The organism is Streptomyces sp. 2A115 (assembly GCF_052245575.1).
GTDB lineage: Bacteria > Actinomycetota > Actinomycetes > Streptomycetales > Streptomycetaceae > Streptomyces.
Genome location: NZ_JBQQCG010000088.1, coordinates 34,993 through 49,615, shown reverse-complemented (window position 1 = coordinate 49,615; position 14,623 = coordinate 34,993). Strand labels below are relative to the sequence as shown.

The window sequence follows — 14,623 nt, the reverse complement described above, 5'->3', positions numbered from 1 at the left end:
ACCACGCCAGCCACAAGGAGCAAGGCAGCATGATCCGCCGCTACATCATCTGGCGGAACAAGCACGCCGCCGACGAACGCCTCCGCGAGGTCGTGAACAGGGCGAACGTTGCTTGATGCGGCACTAGAGTCGTCACACCTCGGGCCTCACCCAAGGAACGACAGCCGAACCCTTCTGTCCGGATTGTCGCGATTAGTGTCGACCAGACACACCGACTGCCATGTCCCCAGCTCCAGGCGACCCCCCAGCACCGGCAACGTGGCATGCGGAGGGACGATCGCCGGGAGGACATGGTCACGACCGTGGCCGGGGCTTCCATGGCGGTGCTGCCAGCGGTCGTCCGCGGGGAGCAGGGACTGGAGGGCGGCGAGCAGGTCGTCGTCGCTGCCGGCACCCGTCTCGATCAGGGCCACACCGGCTGTCGCGTGGGGCACAAAAACATTGAGCAGGCCGTCGCGGTCGCCCGCCACCTCCCGGAGGAAGGCCTCGCATTCACGGGTGAGGTCGACGACCGTTTCGCTGGATCCGGAGGCGACGTTCAGGACGCGGGTGGTGAAGACATCGGACATGAATCAATCCTCGCGCACCCTCGCGCATCCGCGCGATTGCGCACACGGTCGACCCACCGCCCCGTGATACGCGAGGTCCATTCCGCGAGACACCATTGACCGTACGCGGCCGAACTGGCTACTTTCAGCCGCATGTTGCGTTCAGCTCTGCTCACCACGCGCGGTCACATCGACCTGCTGCGGGTGGCCTCCGCCGCGTGTCGCCGCGGCCACTGACGCCTCCCACTCGCTTTTCTCGCGCTTCTCTCTTCTGCGCCTCAGCATGCCCGTACGTCTGATCTGAACCGGGACCGGAATCGGGACCGGAATCGGATGTCCGGGCGCTGACGCGTACCCCTCCCCTTGCTCTCCAGCCGTGGAGCCCTCATGAGCATCAGCCATGCCCCGCCGGACTCTCATGAATCCGATATTTCGGGAATGTCGACGTCCAGGCACGTCGGTCACCCCGACCACGCCCAGCCCGACCTCGAACCCATCGTCCCCACCTCGACCCGCCGCACCCGCGTTCCCCGCTGGCTGCGCCGCACCTCCGGTCCCCTCCTGCTGCTCGCCCTGTGGCAAGTCCTAAGCGGTACGGGTGTGTTGACCTCCGACGTTCTGGCCTCGCCCGGCACGATCGCGCGGGTCGCCGGCGATCTGATCTCCGACGGGTCCCTGCCGAACGCGATGGGCGTCTCGCTTCAGCGCGTCGCCGTGGGACTCCTGCTCGGCACCGTCGTGGGCACCGGACTCGCCCTGGTCTCCGGCCTGTTCCGGATCGGCGAGGACCTCGTCGACGCGAGCGTCCAGATGCTGCGGACCGTGCCGTTCGTCGGTCTGATCCCGCTGTTCATCATCTGGTTCGGCATCGGCGAGGCCCCGAAGGTCGCGATCATCACGCTTGGCGTGTCCTTCCCGCTCTACCTCAACGTGTACGCGGGCATCCGCGGCGTCGACTCCCAGCTGATCGAGGCCGGGGAGTCTCTGGGCCTGTCGCGCTGGGGGCTCGTACGGCATGTCGTCCTGCCCGGCGCCCTCCCCGGTGCGATGACCGGCCTGCGCTACTCGCTGGGCATCGCCTGGCTGGCGCTGGTCTTCGCCGAGCAGATCAACGCGGACGCCGGCATCGGTTTCCTGATGGTCCAGGCGCGCGATTTCCTGCGTACCGACGTGATCGTGGTCTGCCTGATCGTCTACGCCTTCCTCGGCCTGCTCGCCGACTACATCGTCCGCTCCCTCGAAAGGCTGCTGCTGCAATGGCGACCGACGTTCACGGGCCGGTGAGTCAGGTGACCACTCCCCCGCATGACCAGAAGTCCGCGACCGCCCCCGCCTCGGCCGTACGGGTGGCAGGCCTGACTCGCGCCTTCGACGGCCGCGCCGTAATCGACAACCTCCAACTCGACGTGGAGCCGGGCGAGTTCGTGGCTCTCCTCGGCCGCAGCGGCTGCGGCAAGTCCACTCTGCTGCGCATCCTCGCCGGGCTCGACCGCGACATCGAGGGCACCGTCCTCGTCCCGCGCCGCAAGGCCGTCGCCTTCCAGGCACCCCGGCTGATGCCGTGGAAGAGGGTGTGGCGCAACGTCCTGCTCGGACTGCCCGGGAAACCCGAACGCGCCGTCGCCGCACAGGCGTTGACGGAGGTCGGTCTCACCCAGCGCTGCGACGCCTGGCCCAAGACGCTGTCCGGCGGCGAGGCCCAACGCGCCTCGCTGGCCCGCGCGTTGGTGCGCGAACCCGATCTGCTGCTGCTCGACGAGCCGTTCGGCGCGCTTGACGCACTGACCCGGATCAAGGCGCAGCGGCTCGTCGGCGAGCTGTGGCGGCGCCGCGGCTGCGCCGTGCTCCTGGTCACGCACGACGTGGAGGAGGCGGTACTGCTCGCCGACCGCGTCCTCGTGATGGACGGCGGCGTCATCGCGTACGAGACCACGGTCGATCTGGACCGTCCGCGCGACATCACCGACCCGCGGTTCGCCGAGCTGCGCGCCGGTCTGCTGGAACGGCTGGGCGTGGAGACGGCCGCCGAAGCAGCCTGAACCCTCCTCCTGCACCGCCCAGTCGACTCTCAACCCTCACCTGAAGCAACCGAACGGAATCGTCATGCCCCGACGCCTCACCCCCACCCTGCTGATCCCCCTTGCTCTGCTCGTCGCCGCCTGCGGCGGGAACTCGGCGGCCGATACCTCGACAGGTGGCGGAACCGACGGCCAGGGCTCCCTCACGCTCAACGTCGGTGACCAGAAAGGCGGTTCGGAAGCCGTGCTGCGGGCCGCCGGGGAGCTGACGAACCTGGACTACAAGATCAAGTGGTCGACCTTCACGTCCGGTCCACCGCTCCTGGAGGCTGTCAACGCGAAGGCCGTCGACATCGGCGGCGTCGGCAACACCCCGCCCATCTTCGCGGCGGGCGCGGGCTCCAAGATCACGGTGGTGGGTGCCTGGCGCGGCCGGTCAAAGGGCGAGGCCCTTCTGATACCCACTGACTCGAAGCTGACGAAGACCTCGGAACTCAAGGGCAAGTCGGTCGCGGTGGCGCAGGGTTCGTCCGCGCACTACCAGCTGATCGCCTCACTCCAGGAGGCCGGGCTGAAGCTGAGCGATGTCGACGTGAAGTACCTCCAGCCCGCCGACGCGCTGGCCGCGTTCACCGCCGGCAAGATCGACGCCTGGGCGGTCTGGGACCCGTACACCTCTCAGGTACTGCAGGCCAAGCAGGGCCGGATCCTGGCGGACGGCGAAGGCGTGGTCAATGGCCTCAACTTCCAGGTGGCCGCGCCCGGAGCGCTCAAGGACAAGAAGAAGGTCGCGGCGATCGGCGACTACCTGGAACGGTTGCAGCGCGCACAGGACTGGGTCTACGAGCACCCGGAGGAATGGGCCAAGGTCTGGGCGAAGGACACGGGGCTGCCCTATGAGGTGGCGCTCGCCTCGGTGAAGCGGTCCAACGCGACCCGGATCGCGGTGGCTCTCGACAGGCCGCTCATCGCCTCCGAGCAGGAGATCGCGGACACCTTCACCGGCCTGAAGCTCATCCCCCGCAAGGTCGACTTCGCCGACTTCGTGGACACCCGCTTCAACAGCGACCTGCCGCCGTCCACCACCACTCCCCGCGCCTCGAAGGAGTCGTGAACCGATGACCGTACATCTCCACTGGTTCCTGCCGACGGGCGGCGACGGCCGCACCCTCGTGGACCGGCACGCCTACGCCGCCAACCCCGTCGACCGCGCCCGGCCGGTCAGCGGAGTGCGCGCGCCCGACATCGAGTACCTGGCCCAAATCGCCAAGGCGGCCGAGCAGTTGGGCTTCGAGGCGGTTCTCACCCCGACCGGCACCTGGTGCGAGGACGCCTGGCTGACGACGGTGGCGCTGGCCCAGCACACCGAGCGGCTGAAGTTCCTGGTCGCGTTCCGGCCCGGCGTCATCTCGCCGACGCTCGCCGCGCAGATGGCGGCCACGTACCAGCGCATCACGCGCGGCCGGCTGCTCCTGAACGTCGTCACCGGCGGCGACTCCACCGAGCAGCGGCGCTTCGGCGACCAACTCGGCCACGACCAGCGGTACGCGCGCACGGACGAGTTCCTGTCCGTCGTACGAGGAGTGTGGAGCGGGCAGCCGTACGACTTCGACGGCGCGCACTACCAGGTCGAGGGCGGGCTGACCGCGCTGCCGCCGGATCCGCTGCCGGAGATCTTCTTCGGTGGTTCCTCGGCGGCCGCGGGGCCGGTCGCGGCCCGGCACGCGGATGTGTATCTGACCTGGGGCGAACCACCGGCGCAGGTCAAGGAGAAGATCGACTGGATTCGCTCCCTCGCCGAGCGCGAGGGGCGTACGGTCCGCTTCGGCATCCGCCTGCACACCATCTCGCGGGACGCGTCGGCCGAGGCGTGGGCGACGGCGCGGCGCATGCTCGACGACCTCGATCCGGAGTCCATCGCGGCCGCGCAGGCCGCGCTCGGCCGCAGCGAGTCGGTCGGCCAGCAGCGCATGCTCGCGCTGCACGGCGGTTCCCGCGACCGGAACCGGCTGGAGATCTCGCCGAACCTGTGGGCGGGCGTGGGTCTCGTGCGCGGCGGGGCCGGCACGGCTCTGGTCGGCAGCCATGCCGAGGTCGCCGACCGGATCGAGGAGTACCACGCGCTGGGCATCGACCACTTCGTGCTCTCCGGGTATCCGCATCTGGAGGAGGCGTACTGGTTCGGGGAGGGCGTGATTCCCGAGCTGGCCGTACGTGGACTGCTACCGCGCGTTCCCGCGAACGGGGCGCCGATCCTGGTCGCGAGCGGCCGTTAGCACCGTGGCCCCGGGAAGTCCGTGTGTCCCTGAAATCCAGGTGTCCCGGGAAGATCCGGCCCGCCGGTGAAGTTAGTAGAAGCGTGAACAACACCGGGGTGCAGGCAGCACGCGAAGTCGATGTCGTCGTCATAGGCGCCGGCCAGGCCGGACTGGCCGGCGCCTATCACCTGCGGCGCACCGGTTTCGAGCCGGAGCGGGACTTCGTGGTCCTGGACCACGCGCCGCGGGCGGGCGGCGCCTGGCAGTTCCGGTGGCCGTCCCTCACATACGGCAAGGTGCACGGCATGCACGCGCTGCCGGGCATGGAGCTGACGGACGCGGATCCGGCGCGGCCGTCCTCCGAGGTCATCGCGGAGTACTTCGACACGTACGAGCGCACCTTCGATCTGCGGGTGCGGCGGCCGGTCGACGTGAAGGCCGTGCGCGAGGGCGAGGCGGGCCGGCTGCTCGTCGACACCTCCGACGGTACGTGGTCGGCGCGGGCGCTGATCAATGCGACGGGCACCTGGGACCGGCCGTTCTGGCCGCGCTATCCCGGTCAGGAGACCTTCCGGGGGCGGCAGTTGCACACCGCCCAGTACCCCGGACCTGAGGAGTTCGCCGGGCAGCGGGTCGTCGTGGTGGGCGGCGGCGCGTCCGGTACGCAGCATCTGCTGGAGATCGCCCCCTACGCCGCCGGGACCACCTGGGTGACGCGGCGGCCACCGGTCTTCCGCGAGGGGCCGTTCACCGAGGACGTCGGCCGGGAGGCGGTCGCGCTCGTGGAGGAGCGCGTCCGTCAGGGACTGCCGCCGAAGAGTGTCGTGTCGGTGACCGGGCTGCCGCTCAACGACGCGATCCGGCAGGGCATCGAGGACGGTGTCCTGGACCGGCTGCCGATGTTCGACCGGATCACTCCGGACGGCGTGGAGTGGGACGACGGGCGCCGCGTGGACGCCGACATCATCCTGTGGGCTACTGGTTTCCGCGCGGCGATCGACCATCTGGCACCGCTGCGGTTGCGTGAGCCCGGCGGCGGCATCCGGATCGAGGGAACCCGTGCGGTCGCCGACCCACGGATCCATCTGGTCGGGTACGGGCCGTCGGCCAGCACGATCGGAGCGAACCGTGCGGGGCGCTCCGCTGTACGGGACATCAGGCGGCTCCTGGCTGCGCCGGTCGCAGCGTGACGCCTCTCGGAGCGTGTCTGTTGGTGGCGTCCGGTGGGGTTGCGGTGGGCTTCTCGCGCAGTTCCCCGCGCCTCTGCGGGCGGTGAGGTCGGTGAGCATGGGCGGGTTTGCGGGGCTTGCGCGCGCAGTTCCTCGCGCCCCTGAAGGGGCACGGTTCGTGGCCGCGTGCTGAAAAGCTCCGCGAGCGGAGGTGTGCCGTGCAGTGACCGGCGCGCGGCTCAGCGGGACGACGTGGACGCGCTGTGGCCGTTTCGGTTGAACTCCGCGACGTTCCTCCGGTGCTCCTCGTAGTCGGCCGTGAAGCGGGTGTCACCCGGCTTGACGGTGACGAAGTACAGCCAGTCGCCCTGCGTCGGGCTGACCGCGGCACGCATGGCCGCCTCGCCAGGGTTGGCGATCGGCGTGGGCGGCAGGCCCATCCGCGTGTACGTGTTGTACGGGCTGTTGAGCCGCGTGTCGTTCTGGTTGGTGCGCAACGTGCTGCGGTTCAGCGCGTAGTTGATCGTGGAGTCCATCTGCAACGGCATGCCCCGGTCGAGCCGGTTGTAGATCACACGGGCCACCTTGCCCATGTCCGCCTTGGTGGCCGCCTCGGCCTGGACGATGCTCGCGACCGTGACGGTCTGATAGACGTTCATCGCGTTCCGCTCGGCCCCGGCCGTGACCGCCCCGCCGCTGAACTTCTTGTTCGCCGTATTGACCATGTACGACAGCAGGGCCGCCGGGGTCGACTGCTTGTCGATCGGATACGTGGCCGGGAAGAGGTAGCCCTCGGGGTTGCCGCTCGCGTCGTTCGGAAGCTTGAGGTTGGCCTTGTCCAGGGACTTCTTCGTGGTGCCCCCGGGCAGGGCGAGAACCTTGTCGACGGCCTCGTACACCTGGCCGGAGCGCCAGCCTTCCGGGATCACCAGGGACACGGGGCCCGCCTTCTCGTCCGTGCCCAGCAGGGGTACCGCCACGGCGGCGGCCGCCACGACGGCTCCGGTCGCGATGAGGGCGGTCCGGCCCCGTCGCGTCAGTCGAATCGTTCTCCGTGGCGGAGTGGGCGGAATGTAGGTCTGCATGCGGGCACGGTAACCCACATATCATCAAAAATCAGACATATCTTCATGTTGTTGGCTCCAGTTGGGCGTCCCTCCGAACGAGGGACGCATAGCGGCCCTCTCGCTCCAACAGCTCCTCGTGCGTGCCGCGTTCGGCCGTACGGCCGGAGTCGAGGACCACGATCTGGTCGGCGCCCCGAATGGTGGACAGGCGGTGCGCGATGGTGAGCGTGGTCCGGTTGGCCGACAGGGCGTCGATGGCCTCCTGCACGGCCCGCTCGGTACGGGTGTCCAACGCACTGGTCGCCTCGTCGAGGATCAGGACCGGCGGGTCCCGCAGGACGGTGCGGGCGATGGCCAGGCGCTGCTTCTCACCGCCGGAGAACCGGTGTCCGCGCTCGCCGACCATCGTGTCGTAGCCGTCGGGGAGAGACACGATGTGGTCGTGGATCTGGGCGGCCTTCGCGGCGGCGTACAGCTCCTCGTCCGTGGCGTCCGGCTTGGCGAAGCGCAGGTTGTCGGCGACGGAAGCATGGAAGAGGTACGTCTCCTGGGAGACGACGCCGACCGCACGCGCGAGGGTGTCGAAGTCCAGGTCGCGTACGTCCACCCCGTCGAGCGTGACGCGGCCGCCCGTGACGTCGTACAGACGCGGCACCAGATAGCTGAGCGTGGACTTGCCCGCGCCGGTCGGGCCGACGACGGCGAGGCTGCCGCCTGCGGGGACGGTGATGTCGATGCCGTCGAGTATCGGTCCGCTCTTGTCGTCGTAGCGGAACTCGACGTCCTCGAAGCGGACTTCGCCCTTGATCTGGTCGAGGTGGACCGGGCGCTCGGGCTCGGTGATGTCGATGGGCAGGTCGAGGTACTCGAAGATGCGCTGGAAGAGCGCGAGCGAGGCCTGGATCTGGACGCCGGTGGACAGCAGACTGACGGCCGGCCGGAACAGGCCCTGCTGGAGCGAGACGAAGGCGACGAGCGTGCCGATGGAGATGGCGGGTCCGCCGAACTGGAGGGCCATGCCCGCGGCCCAGTAGATGACGGCCGGCATGGCGCCCATGACGATTCCGATGACTGCCATCCGCCAGCGGCCCGCCATGTTCGACCGCACCTCGAGGTCGACGAGCCCCTCGGACTCGTCCGAGAAGGAGCGGGTCAGCGAGTCGGAGCGGCCCATGGTGCGACCGAGCAGGATGCCGCCGACGGAGAGCGACTCGGTGACGGTGGCGGCCATGGCAGCCATCTGTTTCTGGCGCTGGGTGGTGATTCTCTTGCGTTCGTTGCCGACGCGGCGGCTGATCCACACGAACACCGGCAGCAGGAGCAGCGAGACAACGGTCAGCCGCCAGTCCAGGGCGATCATCGCGACGATCGTGGCGATGACGCTGGTGAGGTTGGACACCAGCGAGGTGGCGGTCGAGGTGACCGTCGCCTGCATGCCGCCGATGTCGTTCGCGATGCGCGACTGGACCTCGCCCGTGCGCGTTCTGGTGAAGAAGGCGAGCGACATGCGCTGCAGCCGGCCGTAGACGGAGGTGCGCAGGTCGTGCATGACGCGCTGGCCGACCGTCGTGGAGATGAGGGTCTGCAGGACGCCGAAGACGCCGGTGAGTACGGCGCTGAGGATCATTCCGAGCGCGAGCAGGCCCAGCAGGCCGGTGCGACCCTGCGGGATCGCGGTGTCGAGGATCTCCTTCAGCAGGAAGGGCGTCGCGACCGACACCAGGGATGCGGCGCCGACGAGCAGGCCGACGACGGCGAGCCGGCCGCGGTAGGGGCGGAAGAGCTTGAGGATGCGGCGCACCTGTCGCGGCTGTCCGGCCTCGACGGGTGGCGGTGTCCAGGTGATTTCGTCGCGGGGCATGGGCTCCTACGGGATGTGAGAGGACAATATCTGAGGGAGCATAGCTCATTGTTACCTATACTCACAATGAACAAGGTCCTGCTATTGTTCCCGCCATGAACACCCCCGACGCCGATGGCCTGCTCGCCGAGCAGCTGCTGCGGTTGACCCGTCGTGTGCACCGCATTCAGAAGCGTCACCTGGAGCAGCGCGGGCTCGGCATCACGCCTGCCCAGTCCCGGCTGCTGCGCACCCTCGTGCACTACGGCTCACCGCCACGCATGGCCGATCTGGCCGCGCGGCTGGAGGTGGTGCCCCGGGCCGTGACGACGCTGGTCGACGGTCTGGAGGCGAGCGGCAAGGTGCGCCGCGTGCCCGACCCCACCAACCGTCGGGTGATCCGCATAGAGCTGACGGACGACGGCCGCCGGGCGCTGCGGGAGCTGCGCGGCGCACGCCGGGCCGCGGCGGAGGACATCCTGGCTCCCCTCACGGACGAGCAGCGCAAGGTCCTAGGCGGGCTGCTGGACACGCTGGTCGACGGGATGGGCGCGGCCCAGGAGCCGAAGCGCGACTGCTGACGGAAGCCCCCGCGGGCTCCGCTCCGCCTGCTCACACGAGTGCGCAGAGGCCCGAAGACCAAGCACACGAAGTCCAACTCCCTGGCCACTTCTGCCCCTTGCCTCCCGATCCGCCCCCGAGGAGGGTGACAGCGCGCCGAACCGTCACCGGGGGCAAGCACGACGGATGGCAGGGCGGTAATGACGAGGTGACGGCGCGGGGGCCCGGCGCCAAGCGGTGCGCCGGGCCCCTTTTCTCAACTGGCTTCGCCTGCAGGTGCCTTGGCGAGCGCGGCCTTGCCCTCGGAGACGGTCGGGTCGGAAGCGGGATCCTCGGCCTCCTCGACCGCCGGAACCCTGGCCTCGGCAGTGGGCTCCTCGGACTTGCCCCCACCATCGGCCCGCACGGGCACCTCCGCCTTCGGCACGCTCTCGGTGTCCTCTTCCACGAACGCGATCTCGCCGTTGAGCATCTTCTTCGCCCGTTCGATGTCCAGCGCACCCTCCCAGCGGGACACCGCGAAGACGGCGACACAGTTGCCGAGCAGGTTGGTGACGACGCGCATCGAGTCCATGATGCGGTCCACGCCCAGCAACAGGGCCACGGCACCGGCGGGGATGACACCGAGCGCGGAGGCGGTCGCCGACAGGGCGAGGAACGCCGAACCCGGTACGCCCGCCATGCCCTTGCTGGTCAGCATGAGCACGAGGATCACGGTGATCTGCTGCCCCAGGCTGAGCTCCACGCCCACGGCCTGCGCGATGAACAGCGTGCCGATGGAGAGGTAGATGGACGCACCGTCGAGGTTGAAGGAGTACCCGGTCGGCAGCACGAGGCCCACGGCGTCGTCGCGGGCACCCGCCTGGCGCAGCTTCTGCATCATGCGGGGCATTACGGTCTCGCTGGACGCGGTGCCGAGCGCGAGCAGCAGCTCCTCGCGGGTATAGCGCACGAACTTCCACAGGCTCAGCCCGGTGACCAGCTTCAGCGCGACGGAGAGCAGCACCAGGAAGAGCGCGGCGACCGCGTAGCAGAGGATGATGAGCTGGCCGTACGTCTCGATCACACCGAGCCCGTACTCCCCCACCAGGTGAACCATGGCGCCGAACACGGCGAGCGGCGCCAGCTTCATCACGAAGGCGACGATCGCGAAGATGATCTCCTGGGCCTGCTCGATGGCCGGCAGGATCGCGGGCACCTTGGTGTGGCCGAGGTGCAGCAGCGCGGCGCCCACCAGGCAGGCCAGGACCAGCACTTGGAGCAGCGAGTTCTCGGCGAACGCGCCGACCGCGCTCTGCGGCAGCGCCTCCAGGACGAACTCACTGGTCGACGGCAGCGAACCGCCACCGGTCTTGCCGTCGACGGCCGAGGCGTCGAGCTTCGACGGGTCGACGTTCATGCCCGATCCCGGGCTGACAACGTTGGCGGCGATCAGGCCGAGGAGCAGCGCGGCCGTGGACGCGACCTCGAACCAGATCAGGGCCTTGAGCCCGATCCGCCCGAAGGCCTTGAGGTTGCCGGCCTTGGCGATGCCGACGACGACCACACAAAACACGAGCGGCGAGATGACGGTCTTGATGAGGCGCACGAAGCCGTCGCCGAGCGGCTGGAAGGTTGTGGCCGTGTCCGGCCACAACCTCCCGACGACGATTCCGAGCACGAGCGCGCAGGCGACCTGCGCGAACAGTGAGGTACGCAATATGCGTGCGACGCGTCGCGGGGACGGTACAGACGGCGGCACGGACACTCCTCCGAGGGGACTTCTGGGATGCGGAAAGTGGATTCCGCGGTGATCACTATCGGGGGAGTTTGCTACCGCCGGAGACCTCTATGTCACATGCATGTAAATCATCGACCGATGTGTCATGTCCCACACATGACGGCTCAACACCCGTCGCGGTCTTCGATGAGCGCCCCCTGCACGGTCACAAGGCTTCGGTCGAAGCACCCGCCAGATCCGTACAGCCGGTAGCGCTCGCTCGTCGTGCCGACCGCGTGCCGCTGATCGCGCGGCACGTTCGCCGTATACGTCGCGTCGCCCGCGTAGGTGTCGTCGAGGCGGGACCATGCGACGCGCCGGCCGCCCCGCGTCTCCACGACGGCGGCCCGGTCCCCCAGCGACAGGACCGTCCGCAGCCGGTCGCCCGCGCCGAGCGTCGTGGTGCCGTCCATGGTGTATGTCCGGTGCGTACGGGTCGACTTGGCCGGCCCGCGCCCGTCCACGGTGACCGTCTCACCGTCGGTCCATGTCGCCTTGAGCGCGTCCGTGTTCTCGCCGTCGGTCCAGCGGTGCACGGAGGTGTTGGCCAGCGCGCGGCTCACGGTGGTCGTCACGCGGCCGTGGGAGGTGTCGACGTACCCGGACACGGTCAGCCGGTGTCCGGCCTCCGTGTCCAGCCGATGTTCCGGACCGGGTGTGTGCGTCGAGGAGTTGGCGAGGTCGCCCACCTTGTGAGCGGTGAGCTTTCCGGTGACCTGCTTGCTCTTCGCGTCCTGCCAGACGAGGACGTTCACCGGGGCGCTCCAGCCGCTCTGCCCCTCGGGAACGCCCACTACGGAGACGTCGATGCGGTGCGGGCGGCCGTCGTTGAGCAGTCCCGCGAACGGCGTCAGGTCGTACTCCACCGGCTTGATGTCGAAAGCGCGCGGCCCCGGAATCACATACCAGAGGAAGGGGTTGGACCAGCCTCCGGTCCACACGGTCGGGAACGGCGCGGCGATGCCCGCGAGTTGGCCGTCGACCTTGACCTGCACCTCGCGGTAGGGGCCGTCATCGGCCTTGCAGGAGTACGGTGCGGCGTCGGGCACCGTCAGATACCAGTACTCCTCGCAGCCGCCTCCGGATCCTGTGGCGTATACCTCGGCGACGACGCGTTCACTGTTGCGCGGCGTGGTGAGGGTGCCGTCCTGGAGGGTGAGGACGCTGTCGGGAGTCGCGGCAGGATTGTGGGCGACCTGGTTCTCGGCGGCGTAGAACGTCAGCGTCACCTCGACGTCGATGATCCCCGTGTACGTGTCGTCGACGACGTTGCCGATGAGCATCTCGACGTCGTGGCCTTCTCGCAATGTGTCGCTGTAGCGCGTGACGTCCTTCTCCACCGACCACTCGATGCCGTCGGGCGAGGGCTGCGGCGTGGACGTGCGGAAGACCTCGACCCCGCCGATGTGCACATAGCCGAGCCGGTCGAACTGCCGCCCCTTGACCTTGCCGTCGAGACGCAGCACCACCTTGCTCCAGCGGTCGCCACAGCCGCTCGGCGGCGCGTACGTCCCCTCGTAAGGCGTGAAGTCGCGGAACTGGGCCTCGGCGACCGTCACTTCGCACGACTTGCCGGCGGGCTTGGTGACCGGCGGGGCGGCGGTCAGTGGGTCGTGCCAGTCGGTGCCGAACTCGGCGGGTGGGTTGACGAGTTGGGCGGCTGGGGCCGGGCCCGCGCCGAGGAGGGTGCTCGCCATGAGGGTCACCCCGGCGAGCATGGACATGATGATCCGTCTTCTCATGAGCGGTGTTCTACGGGGAGTTGGCCCGGCACGCAATGAGCCCCCGGAGCATGGCGGAACCAGGGCACCGTCAGTACCGTGACGGTACCGGTTGGCGACGGGGGCGCGATGGATCGGGAACGGGACGACGCACCGCAGGAGTTACCTCGCTTCGCCCTCGCTCCGGTGGCGTGCCTGGCGGCGGTCTTCGCCGTCGTACTGACCGCTCTGTCCGGCCGGTACGGGTATCACCGCGACGAGTTGTACTTCCTCGCCGCGGGCGATCACCTGGCGTGGGGCTATGTCGACCAGCCGCCGCTGACGCCGCTCCTGGCGAGGGCGTCCACGGCGCTGTTCGGGGACTCGACGGTCGCGCTGCGCGTCCCGGCAACGCTTGCCTTCGTGGCCCTCATCTTCGTGGTCGCCCTTGTAGCACGGGAGTTGGGCGGTGACCGGAGGACTCAGGTGCTCGCCGCGGGACTCGCGGGCGTGGGCGGGCAGCCGTTGGCTGTCGGGCACATGATGTCGACCGCCACCTTCGATCTGGCGGCGTGGCTGGTGATCTGCTGGCTGCTGCTGCGGCTGCTGCGCACGGGCGACGGGCGGTGGTGGCTGCCGATCGGCCTGTGCGTCGGGGGCGGTCTCCTGAACAAGTACCTCGTGGCGCTGCTGGTGGTCACGCTGCTCGCGGCTGTGCTGACCGTAGGGCCGCGACGGGTGCTGCGCAGTCCGTGGCTGCTCGCCGGCGCAGCCGTCGGCCTCGCGGTGGCGGCGCCCAACCTGTGGTGGCAGGCCGACCACGACTGGCCGCAACTGACCGTCGCGGACGGCATCAGCACGGACGACGGGACCGAGAACCGGATTCTGTTCGTGCCCCAGCAACTCATCTATCTCTCACCCCTGTTCGTACCCGTGTGGGTGGCGGGCTGGCTGCGGCTGTGGCGGGATCCGGCGCTGCGGTGGGCCCGGGCGACGGCAGTGGCGTACCCCGTCCTGTGCGTGCTGGTCCTCGGGCTGGGCGGCAAGGGGTACTACGCGGTTCCGCTGCTGATCGTGCTGCTGGTGGCGGGTTGCGAGCCGCTCATCGCCTGGACGCGCCGCCATGGCCGTACGTGGCCCGTGGTGGCCGTCGCAGTCACCGTCCCGATCAACGCGATGGTGACCCTGCCGGTGCTGCCGCCGAGCGCGCTCGCCGTTCCGATGGCGCTCAACAAGGAGCAGGGCGAGCAGGTGGGTTGGCCCGCGCTGGCCGACACGACGCGGCAGGGCTGGAACGCGATTCCCGAGCGTGAGCGGGCACGCGCCGTGGTCTTCACGCAGAACTACGGCGAGGCGGGCGCCCTCGACCGTTACGGCCCCGCCCGTGGGCTGCCCCGGCCCTACTCCGGCCATATGAGCTACGCCGACTGGGGCCCGCCGCCGGACTCGGCAGACGGACCCGTCCTCCTTGTCCGGCAGGAGGACGCGCACGACATCGAGCGGTACTTCACCGACTGCCGTCGGGTCGCACGCGTCGACAACGGACACGAGGTGGAGAACGAGGAGCAGGGCGCGGCGGTCGTGCTGTGCTCGGGGACGACGGAGCCGTGGTCCAGGCTGTGGCCGTCACTCCGGCACTATTACTGAGGGCTCGGGGCCGGTGCTGAGCGTTTGTGGCCGGTGAGGTGTCGTCAGGAGGTGGG

13 protein-coding genes and 1 pseudogene are annotated in these 14,623 nt (G+C 69.3%); 9 read left to right on the top strand and 5 right to left on the bottom strand.

Going from position 1 to position 14,623, the window contains the following annotated elements; translation table 11 throughout:
- Positions 1-116: pseudogene (locus ACTWQR_RS45735) on the top strand (transposase); the annotation flags it as partial.
- Positions 117-146: 30 nt separating this feature from the next.
- Here ACTWQR_RS45735 and ACTWQR_RS45730 read toward each other — a convergent pair.
- The gene (locus ACTWQR_RS45730; protein ID WP_443233233.1) at positions 147-569 is read right to left on the bottom strand and encodes a secondary thiamine-phosphate synthase enzyme YjbQ; all 423 of its coding nucleotides are present in this window, start codon (positions 567-569) and stop codon (positions 147-149) included.
- A gap of 132 nt (positions 570-701) precedes the next feature.
- On the opposite strand from ACTWQR_RS45730, the gene ACTWQR_RS45725 reads away from it, so the two are divergent.
- The 6 genes from ACTWQR_RS45725 to ACTWQR_RS45700 all read left to right on the top strand — a co-directional run bounded on the left by ACTWQR_RS45725 (position 702) and on the right by ACTWQR_RS45700 (position 6,014).
- Positions 702-785 (top strand): putative leader peptide, encoded by an 84-nt coding sequence (locus ACTWQR_RS45725; RefSeq protein WP_365505671.1) that lies wholly within the window; start codon positions 702-704, stop codon positions 783-785.
- Between the two features lie 150 nt (positions 786-935).
- The gene (locus ACTWQR_RS45720; protein WP_443233232.1) at positions 936-1,832 is read left to right on the top strand and encodes an ABC transporter permease; all 897 of its coding nucleotides are present in this window, start codon (positions 936-938) and stop codon (positions 1,830-1,832) included.
- Positions 1,805-2,587: an ABC transporter ATP-binding protein gene (locus tag ACTWQR_RS45715; protein ID WP_443233231.1), complete on the top strand. Its 783-nt coding sequence runs from the start codon at positions 1,805-1,807 to the stop codon at positions 2,585-2,587. The genes ACTWQR_RS45720 and ACTWQR_RS45715 overlap by 28 nt, the downstream gene beginning before the upstream one ends.
- A 64-nt stretch (positions 2,588-2,651) precedes the next feature.
- On the top strand, positions 2,652-3,680 hold the full coding sequence (locus ACTWQR_RS45710; protein ID WP_443233230.1) for an ABC transporter substrate-binding protein: 1,029 nt from the start codon (positions 2,652-2,654) through the stop codon (positions 3,678-3,680).
- A gap of 4 nt (positions 3,681-3,684) precedes the next feature.
- Positions 3,685-4,842 (top strand): LLM class flavin-dependent oxidoreductase, encoded by a 1,158-nt coding sequence (locus ACTWQR_RS45705; RefSeq protein WP_443233229.1) that lies wholly within the window; start codon positions 3,685-3,687, stop codon positions 4,840-4,842.
- 98 nt (positions 4,843-4,940) lie between these two features.
- Positions 4,941-6,014 (top strand): NAD(P)-binding domain-containing protein, encoded by a 1,074-nt coding sequence (locus ACTWQR_RS45700; RefSeq protein WP_443233235.1) that lies wholly within the window; start codon positions 4,941-4,943, stop codon positions 6,012-6,014.
- A gap of 218 nt (positions 6,015-6,232) precedes the next feature.
- Here ACTWQR_RS45700 and mltG read toward each other — a convergent pair whose 3' ends face one another.
- Positions 6,233-7,078, bottom strand: a complete 846-nt coding sequence (mltG, locus tag ACTWQR_RS45695; protein WP_443233228.1) for an endolytic transglycosylase MltG — start codon at positions 7,076-7,078, stop codon at positions 6,233-6,235.
- Positions 7,079-7,121: 43 nt separating this feature from the next.
- On the bottom strand, positions 7,122-8,921 hold the full coding sequence (locus tag ACTWQR_RS45690; RefSeq protein ID WP_443233227.1) for an ABC transporter ATP-binding protein: 1,800 nt from the start codon (positions 8,919-8,921) through the stop codon (positions 7,122-7,124).
- A gap of 95 nt (positions 8,922-9,016) precedes the next feature.
- Between ACTWQR_RS45690 and ACTWQR_RS45685 the strand changes: the two genes are divergently transcribed.
- Positions 9,017-9,481 (top strand): MarR family winged helix-turn-helix transcriptional regulator, encoded by a 465-nt coding sequence (locus ACTWQR_RS45685; RefSeq protein ID WP_443233226.1) that lies wholly within the window; start codon positions 9,017-9,019, stop codon positions 9,479-9,481.
- A gap of 236 nt (positions 9,482-9,717) precedes the next feature.
- Here ACTWQR_RS45685 and ACTWQR_RS45680 read toward each other — a convergent pair whose 3' ends face one another.
- Together ACTWQR_RS45680 and ACTWQR_RS45675 are read right to left on the bottom strand one after the other, a co-directional pair.
- Complete coding sequence (locus ACTWQR_RS45680) at positions 9,718-11,202, bottom strand: cation:dicarboxylate symporter family transporter (protein ID WP_443233225.1); 1,485 nt, start codon at positions 11,200-11,202, stop codon at positions 9,718-9,720.
- A 143-nt stretch (positions 11,203-11,345) separates the two neighbouring features.
- The gene (locus ACTWQR_RS45675) at positions 11,346-12,962 is read right to left on the bottom strand and encodes a peptide-N4-asparagine amidase (RefSeq protein ID WP_443233224.1); all 1,617 of its coding nucleotides are present in this window, start codon (positions 12,960-12,962) and stop codon (positions 11,346-11,348) included.
- A gap of 78 nt (positions 12,963-13,040) precedes the next feature.
- Here ACTWQR_RS45675 and ACTWQR_RS45670 point away from each other — a divergent pair, with 78 nt between their 5' ends.
- Positions 13,041-14,567, top strand: a complete 1,527-nt coding sequence (locus ACTWQR_RS45670) for an ArnT family glycosyltransferase (protein ID WP_443233223.1) — start codon at positions 13,041-13,043, stop codon at positions 14,565-14,567.
- Positions 14,568-14,623 lie beyond the last annotated feature (56 nt).